General features: G+C 37.0%; 9 protein-coding genes and 1 riboswitch. Of the genes, 4 read left to right on the top strand and 5 right to left on the bottom strand.

From position 1 onward, the window contains the following. The first annotated feature begins 71 nt into the window (after positions 1 to 71). Positions 72 to 1601 (top strand): glycine betaine uptake BCCT transporter, encoded by a 1530-nt coding sequence (locus tag ABDZ63_RS00285; protein ID WP_343780903.1) that lies wholly within the window; start codon positions 72 to 74, stop codon positions 1599 to 1601. A gap of 271 nt (positions 1602 to 1872) precedes the next feature. Then, a complete protein-coding gene (locus tag ABDZ63_RS00280; protein WP_343780901.1) occupies positions 1873 to 3693 on the top strand; it encodes a S9 family peptidase in 1821 nt (606 codons plus the stop codon). 51 nt (positions 3694 to 3744) lie between these two features. Here the strand turns inward: ABDZ63_RS00280 and ABDZ63_RS00275 are convergent, their stop codons facing one another. Beyond that, positions 3745 to 4521, bottom strand: coding sequence for a Cof-type HAD-IIB family hydrolase (locus ABDZ63_RS00275; RefSeq protein ID WP_343780899.1), 777 nt, complete (start codon positions 4519 to 4521; stop codon positions 3745 to 3747). Between the two features lie 258 nt (positions 4522 to 4779). Next, a riboswitch (Lysine riboswitch) is annotated at positions 4780 to 4959 on the top strand. Between the two features lie 116 nt (positions 4960 to 5075). On the opposite strand from ABDZ63_RS00275, the gene dapA reads away from it, so the two are divergent. After that, a complete protein-coding gene (gene dapA, locus ABDZ63_RS00270) occupies positions 5076 to 5966 on the top strand; it encodes a 4-hydroxy-tetrahydrodipicolinate synthase (protein ID WP_343780896.1) in 891 nt (296 codons plus the stop codon). Between the two features lie 177 nt (positions 5967 to 6143). Continuing rightward, positions 6144 to 9368 (top strand): SNF2 helicase associated domain-containing protein, encoded by a 3225-nt coding sequence (locus ABDZ63_RS00265; protein ID WP_343780893.1) that lies wholly within the window; start codon positions 6144 to 6146, stop codon positions 9366 to 9368. A gap of 55 nt (positions 9369 to 9423) precedes the next feature. Here ABDZ63_RS00265 and ABDZ63_RS00260 read toward each other — a convergent pair whose 3' ends face one another. The 4 genes from ABDZ63_RS00260 to ABDZ63_RS00245 form a co-directional block, all read right to left on the bottom strand. Further along, entirely contained in the window at positions 9424 to 10584 is a 1161-nt protein-coding gene (locus ABDZ63_RS00260; protein ID WP_343780891.1) for a YncE family protein, read from the bottom strand. Between the two features lie 165 nt (positions 10585 to 10749). After that, positions 10750 to 10875 (bottom strand): hypothetical protein, encoded by a 126-nt coding sequence (locus ABDZ63_RS00255; RefSeq protein ID WP_343780888.1) that lies wholly within the window; start codon positions 10873 to 10875, stop codon positions 10750 to 10752. 3 nt (positions 10876 to 10878) lie between these two features. Continuing rightward, positions 10879 to 11211: an NUDIX hydrolase gene (locus ABDZ63_RS00250; RefSeq protein WP_343780885.1), complete on the bottom strand. Its 333-nt coding sequence runs from the start codon at positions 11209 to 11211 to the stop codon at positions 10879 to 10881. Between the two features lie 3 nt (positions 11212 to 11214). Further along, entirely contained in the window at positions 11215 to 12060 is an 846-nt protein-coding gene (locus tag ABDZ63_RS00245) for a GNAT family N-acetyltransferase (RefSeq protein ID WP_486300816.1), read from the bottom strand. Positions 12061 to 12139 lie beyond the last annotated feature (79 nt).

The following is a 12139-nucleotide window of genomic DNA, read 5'->3' as shown; positions in this document are numbered from 1 at the left end:
TATTATTATATTTGACTGAGAATATATGTGCTCCTTTCACAAACAATATGGATTGAAAGGAGCACATATTTATGCGCGAGAAAATGACGCCCGTTTTTATCATTTCAGTTGTCGTTATGTTAATACTCGTCGGGTTAGGAATATTTTGGCCTGATGGGCTTGAAGAGTTAACAACCAACATACAAGCATTTATCTCTGAATCATTTGGTTGGTATTATCTAATCGCAGTCACTTTCTTTGTTATTGTATGTTTGACCTTTTTAATTACACCATTAGGTAAGATTAAATTAGGCAAACAAGGTGAAAAACCTGAATTCAAACGCCCAACTTGGATTGCCATGCTCTTTAGTGCAGGAATGGGAATTGGGTTAGTATTTTGGGGAGCTGCCGAACCGATTAATCACTATGCAATCATGTCACCAACTGCTAGCGAATTAGGAACTGATCAAGCCGTTAAGGAAGCAATGTATTATACTTTCTTCCATTGGGGTATACACGCTTGGGCAATTTATGGAATTGTAGCATTAATCTTAGCCTATTTCAGTTTCAGACATGACCGTACCGGATTAATTAGCGCATCTCTACACCCATTATTCGGAAAAAAGAGTATGGAAGGTACTCCTGGGAAAATCATTGATATATTAGCAGTTATAGCAACCGTGATAGGTGTAGCAACGACACTTGGATTTGGAGCTGTCCAAATAAATGGCGGATTATCTTATTTATTTGATATTCCTAGTGGGTTTACCCTTCAACTCATCATTATTTCAATTGTCACTGTTCTTTTCATGATCTCAGCTTGGACTGGACTCGCTAAAGGAATTAAAATTTTAAGTAATGTCAATATGATTTTAGCGATTTTGCTTTTTATTTTTATGATTATTGCAGGACCTACACTCTTTATTCTTAATATGTTCACAAACTCAATTGGGGCATATATTCAAAGCTTACCTGCAATGAGCTTTAGAATTGCACCGCTAAATGAAGACACACGTGAGTGGATTGATGCTTGGACGATTTTCTACTGGGCTTGGTGGATAGCCTGGTCACCATTTGTAGGAATATTCATCGCAAGAGTATCACGCGGACGAAGCATTAGAGAATTTGTGTTTACCGTCTTAATTGTCCCATCAATTATCGGGTTTTTATGGTTTTCAACTTTTGGAGGGACTTCTATTTCTTTAGAGCATAATGGGATTGCAACGATCTCAGAGTTAGCAACGGAAGAAGCATTGTTCGGTGTTTTTGATAACTTCCCATTAGGAATGGTCGCCTCGATTATAGCGATTATACTCATTAGTACGTTTTTCATAACATCAGCTGACTCAGGAACGTATGTGTTAGGGATGATGACAACAAACGGATCACACCATCCTGGAAGACGAATTAAACTCATCTGGGGTGCCTTACTATCAGCTACTGCCTTAGCCTTGCTTTACACAGGCGGGTTACAAGCGTTAGAAAATACGATGATTGTCGCTGCATTACCATTTTCAGTGATCATGTTATTAATGGTCATAAGTTTCGTCAAAGCAATCTACAAAGAAGGAAGAGGGCTTGGTATAGGTGAAATTAAGAAAAAACCAGATAAAAGCAAATAATATAAAGGTCTAGAGGCTTCAAACTCTAGACCTTTGCTAATCAATAAGCTTCATCACTTCACTACTTCCCACTTCTGTTGATTCTCCCATCATCAAACCCGAACTATCAACTGAAACAGATCCTCTCGCTTTACCAAGCTGTTCATCTTCTAAATATTTTAGAAATTATTCCCCTCTCATAACACCTCCTTAGTTTTGGTTAGAATCGAAAAGGAATTTAGACTTCCAAAATAGAATACTTAATTAAAGAGTAAAGAAAGAGGGGGAAACTATGACGAAAGAAACTAAAAGACAAAAGTACACGATTGAACAGTTTGAAAACACAGAAAGTCTTATAGGTGTTGCTTTATCCCATGATGGTACATCGGTTTTATACGCAAGTGACAGGACAGGGGTATACAATGCTTACTCAACTCAACTAAACAATGGTCAACCTAACCAAATCACCTATACTACCACTAATTCAATCTTTCCAATCACTTACTTCCCAAAGGACAACAGGTTTTTATACCAAAGTGATGAAGGTGGCAATGAGTTAACGCACATATATTTACAAGATGAAACTGGTCAAGTGAAAGACCTAACACCTGGAGTCAAGGAAAAGGCTGGATTTTTAGGTTGGTCCAAAAATGATAACAGCTTCTTTTATGAATCGAATAAACGTGACGAACGATTTATGGACCTCTATGAAATGGACATTGAAACATTCACACCACAGATCGTCTTCAAAAATCAAGATGGCTTTCAGATCTCAGAAGTCTCACCTAATAAACAATACGTCGCCCTTCACAAATCTTTTACTGCTAACAACTCAGATATGTACATTTACTCTAATGATGGTGGGCTTGAGCACTTATCCCCACACGAAGGTGATGTTCAGTATATACCAGTAGCTTTTGATCAAACATCTAATTACCTCTACTACCTGACAGATGAAGAGAATGAGTTTCTATACTTAAAACGTATGAACTTAATGACTAAATCCATCGAAACAGTCGCAATAGAGGATTGGAGTATCATCATGGCCCAATTCTCAAAGAACTACCAATACCTGATCTATGCCATTAACAACAATGGTAAAGTCGAGATTAAAATTATGAATACAAAAACAGGTCATTTCGTTGAGATCGACAACCTTAAAGAAGGACAAATTAGTGATGTGACCATTTCACATAACGAAGAAAAAATCGCATTTCTATTAAACAGTTCTAATGCACCTGATAACCTTTACGTTTATGACTTAAACCAAAAGAAGTTAACTTGTTTAACTGATACACTAAACCCTGAAATCAACCGTGATGATCTCGTAAAAGCTGACATTGTACATTTCTCATCATTTGATGATCTTACAATTCCAGCTATTTACTACAAACCACATCTAAATGAAGGTGAAAAAGCACCTGCTTTAGTGTGGGTACATGGTGGGCCAGGTGGACAATCAATGGTTAATTATAACCCGCTCTTCCAATACCTAGCCAACCATGGTTATGCCATTTTAGCTGTTAATAATCGCGGCAGTACAGGATATGGCAAAACGTTCTTTAAAGCGGCAGATAAGAAGCATGGTGAGGTCGACCTTGAAGATTGTATCGAAGGCAAAAATTATTTAGCGTCTTTAGATTATATCGATGAAGATCGTATTGGTATAATCGGTGGGAGTTATGGTGGGTTTATGGTGCTGGCAGCTATGGCATTTAAACCGAATGAATTTGAAGTAGGTGTTGATATTTTCGGCGTTTCCAATTGGGAGCGCACGTTGAAAAGTATCCCATCATGGTGGGAAGCCATGCGCGATGTTTTATACAAAAAAATCGGTGACCCGTACGAAGAAAACGATTATATAAGAAGCATTTCTCCACTGTTTTATGCTGAGAATATTAATAAACCACTGATCGTTTTACAAGGGGCTAATGATCCTCGTGTTCTTAAAGAAGAATCAGATGAAATTGTAGAATCAGTAAAGAAGAATAATGTTCCAGTTGAATATATCGTCTTTGATGATGAAGGACATGGATTTACTAAGCGTCAAAATCGAATTAAGGGTTATCAAGCGATTAAAGATTTCTTAGATCAACACTTAAAGGATCGTTAGACCTCAATTCATCAACTTTAAAAGGAGCGGGAAACATTTCCTACTCCTTTCTTATATCAACTTCAGTGATTTCAACCCATGCATGACACCATCATCATCAACTGGCTTTGTTTCATAGCTCGCTTTTTCTTTTGCCAAATCATGTCCATTACCCATTGCAACACCATAAGGAAATTGAGACAACATCTCAAGATCATTTAGGGAATCTCCAAACGTTGCAACATTGTCTTTAGGAATACCTAATTTCTCAATGACTTTCTCTATTCCTTCTGCTTTCGACCCGCCAGCAGGGATTACATCCGTTGATAGCTCATGCCAACGAATAAAATCAAAGTTATGATACTTCTGCTCATAAACTTCTTCTTCCCCTTCTTTACAAAAGATTAAAGTTTGATAAAGCTCTCTATTTTTATACTCTGGGTCAAATGTAGGGAGTTGTTCAATTTTAAGTGAGGAAATGCTTTCTGTAATATAATCATGTTCAACCACATTTGCTTTCATATCTAAATGATCCATATAAACAACCGGATGATGATTGGCATTTGCATCTTCTACCATTTTATTAAGAGCAGATTCATCAAGTGGATTTTTATAAATGACCTCTCCTTCTACAACGACATATTGCCCATTAAAGCTTATATATGTATCTATACCTAACTCGTCTCTTAAACCTTCATACATAAATGGTGCACGACCTGTTGCGATCGCAACCTCATGTCCATTTGCTTTCAATTGTTGTACAGCCTGCTTAGCTGAATCTGGTAAATTTTTAGCTTCATCTAATAAAGTACCGTCTATATCAAAGAAAACGATATGTCGATTTGTCATATTTATGCCTCCAATAACTAAAATGAAATCCATCATCATTATATAGTAGCCTTAAACATATGCCAAACTATATCCCTAACTGAGCACCTTTCTATGAAGTTCGCTCAATTATCACGACCCCTATCAACATGTCATCTTAATTGTTAACTAAGAAGCTTTATATTTATTTAAAATTTAAAGCTTTTTAGGTTGTTTTTTCTAATTTACTTTGGTACATTGTAGGTAATTAAATAATCTTTCTTATTTTAAATTTTTTAAAGTAAGGATAGAGGTGCAAAGACCATTAGTACTTTTGTTGAAGAGAGTGAGCTCTTTTGATTCATAAGGAAAGGGGGATTTGCCGAAGCTTCAATAACTCTCACATTCTTGAGGCTGGTTCTGTTATTTAATAAATGCGGGGCTGTCATATAGGAGACTATATGGAGGGCTATCTAGACTTAGGACTGTCAGACGTTCTTAAGCAACAGCGAGCCCTCTCGTTGTTGCTTTTTTGGTCCTCCACACCTAGAGGTGAACTAAGCTTAATTTTTTATAGAAAAGGGTGTGTGTGTATAATGAATTTTGGTCAAGTCATTACAGCGATGGTAACCCCATTCGCACAAAACGGTGAAATTGATTTCGATGCAACGAGAAATCTAATCAACCATTTAATTGCAAATGGATCAGATGGTTTAGTGATTGCAGGGACGACTGGTGAATCTCCGACATTAACACATGAGGAGAAATTACAGTTATTCCGCCTAGCTGTAGAAGAAGTTAATGGACGCGTTCCTGTCATTGCAGGTACAGGTTCAAACAACACAAAAGCTTCTGTTGAACTATCACAAGAAGCAGAAACAATTGGTGTAGATGCAGTTATGCTTGTTACACCATACTATAACAAGCCTTCTCAAGAGGGCATGTATCAACATTTCAGTACGATTGCAAATAACATTAATCTTCCAGTTATGTTATATAACATACCAGGACGCAGTGCAGTTGGCATGACTTCTGATACGATTATTCGCCTATCTCAGATTGATAACATTGTGTCTGTTAAAGAAGCAAGTGGCGACTTAGGGCAAGTAACAGCAATTGTTAACAACACCAGTGAAGACTTCACTCTATATACAGGTGAAGATAATCAAACATTACCAACAGTTGCAGTGGGCGGTGTAGGTGTTGTGTCTGTTTCAGCTCACATCATTGGTAAAGAAATGCAACAAATGCTGAACGCTTTACGTAATGGCGATGTGGCTCACGCTTCAAGAATGCATGGTTATATCGTACCGTTTATGAACGCGATGTTCCAAGCACCAAGTCCAACACCAGTAAAAGAAGCCCTTAACCAGCTTGGTATACCAGTTGGAAGTGTTCGCTTACCACTCATCCCATTAAACGATACAGAGCGCGCGTCACTAACTCTGTTAATTGACGAATACAAAACACAACAAGATGTAGGGTAATTAAAAGAACAAGCGAAAAACGCTTGTTCTTTTTTGTGCCTTCTTTTCTAAATTCTATTCAAATTGTTTGTATGGATTGTTATGATAAATAGATATTAAGGCAAGACTATTAATGATATGATAATGTAAAATATTTTTTAAGCTTACGAGTTAAATAGAATAGAGGAATGATCGGTTATGTTAACTAGACAATCCATTAAAGATTTATTTCCCAGTGCAGTCTACCAAAGAGGGTTAAACTACTATAATCGCGGAAAAATAAGTAGCCTAGATTACAACAAATTGAGCGGCGTTTGGCACGCTTTCGTAGAGGGAAGTGAACTTTACAATCTTAGCGTAAGGATAGAGGGGAGTTCATTATCCTATTCTTGTAGCTGCCCTGCCCATAAACAATATGAAAGGTGCAAACATACTGTCGCCGTTTTAATTAGAATTGCTAATGAAACTGAAGAAGAACCCGATCAACAGCATCCTAAAAGCTTTAATGATACACTGGATAATTTTCGTAATACTAAACGTCCGAATTATAGAGACTATTCCGAAGAAATGATTAATCTATTATCCAATCAGCTTCATTCAAACAATGAGAAGATCAATTATAAAGAAGTCCTAAAAGCTGAGTTCACTCTTAAACCACACATCCAGTGGTTTCAAGGAGATACCCTTTCAATCGAGATGAAAGTGGGTGTTGAACGTACTTATGTTGTCAAGAACTTAAAGAGATTTTTAGAAAGTGTTAATGCAAGCAAAGAACATTTCTTCACACCTAAATTTAGCTATGACCCTGAAGTACATCAATTTTCAGAAGAAGACCAGGAAGTCGTAAACCTTTTACTAGATATGTACCGAAATGACGTATTTCATGAAAGTAGCTTTCAATCACCACCTAGTCAAAAAGGGATGACGATTCCACCTTTAGTTGCTGGACAAATAATGCCTGCACTAGCTAAGCGTAATTGCAAATTTGAAGATGGTTTTGAATCTTTTAACGAAATCAATTGGATTGAAGAAGACTCACCCCTTCACTTTTCATTAGATAGAGGCGAAGAAGGGTATGAACTAGCTTTAGAAGATTTTTATGACATTCAATATTTTAAAGCTTACGGCATTATTAAAGAAGACCAAAACTTTTACAAACTTAATGAAAAACAGAAAAATATTATGGACGACCTATTTAAATTACTATACAGAACGCGCCAACATTCCATTCCAATCAATCAACAGCAAGTCGATTCGTTCTTATCCCATGTTGTCCCTAGCTTAGAGGAAATTGGCGATGTTAATATGTCTAGTCAAGTGACGGAATCTATTATCAATCCGCCGCTTCAAGCTAAAATGCACCTTGACCGAGAAGATGAACGTTTAACAGCAACTGTCCATTATAAATATGACGACATCATCATTGACCCGATGCAGTCTGATTCTAATCAAACACAAGACTCTGAGAAAATATTAATTCGAGACGTTTCTAAAGAAAGCCAAGTTATGAACGTAATTGAACACGCTTCATTTAAATTCAATGGCCAAGAGCTATACTTAGATGATGAAGAGAATATTTTTACCTTTTTATATGAGGTATTGCCTCAATTAGAAGAGCAAATGGATATATATTTAACGCAATCAGTTAAAAGTATGTTACTTGATAACTTAGATTACCCATCTGTGAATGTGGAACTTGATTCAGGTGAGAACTTTTTAGAAATCGATTTTGACTTAGGTGATATTGATCAAAGTGAGATTAGCCAGATCATCCAGTCTGTAATTGAAAAGAAACGATATTACCGCTTACCTAATGGGGCATTTGTCCCACTTGAGGACGAATCGTTTACACAAATGTCTCATCTATTTAATGAATTACGCTTAAACTCAAGTGATTTAAATGAAGGATCGCTTCAATTACCTGCTTATCGAGGACTACAAATCGATGAGATTTCTCAAGGGTTAAAAACTAAATATAATCATGCATTCGAACAACTCATTAAAGACATTAAAAACCCAGAGACTTTTGAAGCGCCAATTCCTAAATCACTTAAAGCAGACTTACGTGAGTATCAAAAAGTCGGTTTTCAATGGATGAAGTCACTTAGTCGTTATCACTTTGGAGGCATATTGGCAGATGACATGGGGTTAGGTAAAACATTACAAAGTATTGCTTTTCTATTATCTGAAAAAGAAAATAATCCGGACTTAGACAAACCAGCGATCATCGTAGCTCCTGCCTCCTTAGTTTATAATTGGCAGGCTGAATTTGAGAAATTTGCCCCGACTATGATGGTTAAAGTCATTCACGGAAGTGTTTATGAACGAGAAATGTTGTTAAAAGAAGTGGACGAATTTGATGTTATCATTACATCTTATCCATTAGTAAGGCAAGATGTTGAACAATACGGTTTCTTACAATTTTCAACGTTAATATTAGATGAAGCCCAAGCGATTAAAAATAATTTAACGAAACAATCAAAAGCCGTTAGAGCTATTCGAGCTAGTAAACGCTTTGCATTAAGTGGTACACCAATCGAAAACTCATTAGACGAATTATGGTCGATTTTTGATGTTATTTTACCTGGTTTCTTTCCAGTTAAAAAGGAATTTCGCAACTTACCAGAAGATCAAATATCGAGGATGAGCCGTCCATTTATATTAAGGCGGATTAAGCAAGATGTACTAACAGAATTACCTGATAAAATTGAGACTGTACAACATTCTGAATTAACTACTAATCAAAAGCAACTCTACCTAGGTTACCTTGAGAAAATACAAGGAGAAGCTGTTAACGCGTTATCAACTGAAGGTTTCCAGAAAAATCGAATGAAAATATTAGCTGGCTTGACTCGTTTACGTCAGCTCTGTTGTCACCCTTCTTTGTTCATCGAAGACTATGACGGGGAATCTGGCAAACTTAACCAACTTCTTGAAATGGTTGAAACATCTCGGGAAAACGGACAACGCATGTTAATCTTTTCACAATTCTCAAGCATGCTTCAGATCATTCATGATAAGTTAAGTGAAACAGGAAAAGATGTTTTTTATCTTGATGGACAAACACCATCAAAAGAACGGGTCGAAATGGTTAATCGCTTTAATGAAGGTGAAAAAGATATTTTCTTAATTTCATTAAAAGCTGGTGGCACAGGCTTAAACTTAACTGGTGCCGATACTGTCATTTTATATGACCTTTGGTGGAACCCAGCAGTTGAGGAACAGGCTGCAGGACGTGCCCATCGAATGGGTCAACAAAACGTCGTCCAAGTCTTTCGTCTGATTACGAAAGGGACAATTGAAGAGAAAATACACTCCTTACAACAAAGGAAACGTGAATTAATCGAAAACATCATACAACCAGGTGAAACGACATTCCAAAGCCTTAGTGAACAAGATATTCGTGAATTATTAAACGTATAATAAAACACCTCAGCTTAAACGCTGGGGTGTTTTACATAATAAGAAAATATATTGTTCAATCTAATACTCTTAAATCAATTCCATGTGGGTCGCCTTCTAGTTCAATCAAGTCAATCTTTTCTTTCGTTTCAACATCAATAATGGCAACACCTGGCGTATCTCCAGCCATATCATGCGTGCCTGTTGCTGGTTCAGGACCACGTAATGAAATATAAGCATACTTACCATCAGGGCTGAACACAAGCAAGTCAGGTGCCTCGCCTACAAATTCAACTTGTTCAACCACTTCAAAACTTTCAGGATCAATGATTGCAGCATCATCCGTCACGCGATTTACCATCCATAAATATTCATCATCAGGCGTAAACTGAACACCATGTGCATCAATGCCACCCGTTTCACCTGTATAGATTAACTCATCTGTTTCAATGTCGAACACATAATATTCAGCGAGCTCAGTAGAACCAGAATTTACGAACATTTGCTGTCCATCTGGTGACAAGATTGTTCCACAACCATGTGGTCCAACTTCTGATTTTCCGAACGCCTTAATGACTTCGAACTCTTCAACGTCCATGATAAACAATCCACCGCCACCTAGCGTCACATAAGCTTTACTACTATCCTCTGTGTATTCTAAACAAATTGGACTTTGATTAGGAAACTCCTCTTCATCCTGTAACATTTCAACTTCAGTTAAGTCTAAGTGACGATCAACGACATACTTCTCATTCTCATGATCAATTAAAATTTCCGTCATTGATTCACCTGGTGTATTCGCTACAAAAACACGTTCCCCATCAGGACTTGGTACAGCTGCGTGAGCACCTTCATCAGTTTCAAGCGTAGTTAAGACTTCACGATCTTCCGCACTAATCACAGAAACTGTACCTGATCCCATATTAGCTGAATACCCATATTCACCGGCTTCATCAAAGACAAGCATATGTGGTTTATCTCCAACATCTCCAAAATCAATCATATCGACAATCTCGTGTGTAGCACCGTCAATAATATGGATTTCATTTGCTCCTTGATCTGCTATCCATACTTCATACTGTGGCCGCTCATCCTTTTGAGCAGTGACCTCTTCCTCTTCTGCATCTTCTTCTACACTTTCTCCTTGTTCTTCTACCTCTGGCTCTTCACCTTGGCATGCTGCTAAAACCATGAACATCATCAAACATAAACTGATCCACCATTTATAAACCTTCAACTTCGATCTCCTTCCACAAACCTTTCATAACATACCTGTATACTCGGCTTTAATTTTCTACTAACCATTGTATGACAGAAGCTCAATAAGTTTCCTAGAAAATAAAAAAAACGTGTGAGAATACACACGTTAAGCCTTGTCGCAGCATGCATATTTTACATTCACTTAATCAGCACCTACGATGATATAATCTAATAAATTAAAATAAACCGCATCAAAACACTCTATTTTTCCTTCACCATCCCATAGCATTATGTCAGATGTTTCTTCATTTTGTTTAAATGGCTGCAATTCTTATATTTCACCATAATATACCGGGTTGTACTTAACGGCTCCACTCTTTATAACTTTTGATTTCAAAAGTCCTTTAAACGTGAGGTCCTTAACCTCTTGACCCGTTTCTTCATAAAGTTCTCGTTTTGCACAATCCTTTGGAGTTTCCTCACCTTCTCGACCACCAGCTGGGAACTCCCATTGCTTACGCCAAATGTTATAACAGATTAAAAGTTTACTTTGGCAGTTGATGATAGCATATGAGCCTCTAACCGGTTCGTATTGGTCTATTTGAGCTTCAGCAACTTCAACAAAACTCACAAACTCGACACCATGGGTTTGTAACTTGGTCACAGTTCACACCTCATTTTTAGTATAAGTTGATGGAATGACAACTGCACGACAAGCCTTTTCAAAAAACTCAATTGGCCCTGCACCACCAATTACAGCATACGCATAACCAATCTGTTTCATATCTTTCAAACAATAATGAAGTAATGCATACCCTACACCACTTGTTCTGTTAGAAGTGATTACGCCTATTGGACCTATGTAACCTTTCTTGCCTTCAAAAACATCGTATGCGGCAAAGCCTATTAAGCTATTATCGTCATCATATGCAACATAAAAAGATGTTTGATTCATTGAAAGGCCTTGTTCGATTGTATCTGACCATTCCTGCGAAAACTCGTTTCTAACAAACATTACTAAATCGTGTTGATCTACATGTTCAACCCTTTGAATGTTTAAATCATGAATTGATGGGAATTGATAGTCCCCTAAATATGTAATCATATCTCTTGAACTAGTCCCCAACGTTAACAATAACTTTTTGTCTTCATCAGACACATGCTGATTAATCACACTTGATTCTCTTATTAAAGCTTTAAGGACATGCCCCTCGTTCAAGAAGACTTGATTGTACCGCCTCATATATTCATAGGCCGCTTCAAAAACGGTTAATACCTCACTTGATACTTTCTCATTGAAAATATTATAATTACTTACTTGTTCAAGTTCTTCATCTCTCATCCTTGCTAACTTTTCTAGGTCAACATTAACTTTATTAGCAACCTCACCAAGTGCTCCATCTCTTTCATTTTGGAAAGCTATAAATAGATCAATCGTTGTTAAAGCATTAATGCCTAATTGATCTATACTCTCTTCAGCTCTTCTCATAATTCTTAATAGTCGTTTCGTTATTTTATAATGATGGGTCTTCGGAATATATAGTGGAATTACTTTCTTAATAGTTTAAAAACAACTGGTGTTTAAATCGGAT

The sequence above is a fragment of the Alkalibacillus silvisoli genome (assembly GCF_039521975.1).
In the GTDB taxonomy this organism is placed as follows: domain Bacteria; phylum Bacillota; class Bacilli; order Bacillales; family Alkalibacillaceae; genus Alkalibacillus; species Alkalibacillus silvisoli.
Note: the sequence above shows the minus strand (reverse complement) of the source record. Positions and strands in the feature narration are given on the sequence as shown.

What these genes read in the sequence shown, in the direction of transcription:
- ABDZ63_RS00280 (WP_343780901.1), top strand. Translation starts at nt 1,873, where the DNA reads ATGACGAAAGAAACTAAAAGACAAAAGTACACGATTGAACAGTTTGAA.
- ABDZ63_RS00265 (WP_343780893.1), top strand. Translation starts at nt 6,144, where the DNA reads ATGTTAACTAGACAATCCATTAAAGATTTATTTCCCAGTGCAGTCTAC.
- ABDZ63_RS00285 (WP_343780903.1), top strand. Translation starts at nt 72, where the DNA reads ATGCGCGAGAAAATGACGCCCGTTTTTATCATTTCAGTTGTCGTTATG.
- ABDZ63_RS00275 (WP_343780899.1), bottom strand. Translation starts at nt 4,521, where the DNA reads ATGACAAATCGACATATCGTTTTCTTTGATATAGACGGTACTTTATTA.
- dapA (WP_343780896.1), top strand. Translation starts at nt 5,076, where the DNA reads ATGAATTTTGGTCAAGTCATTACAGCGATGGTAACCCCATTCGCACAA.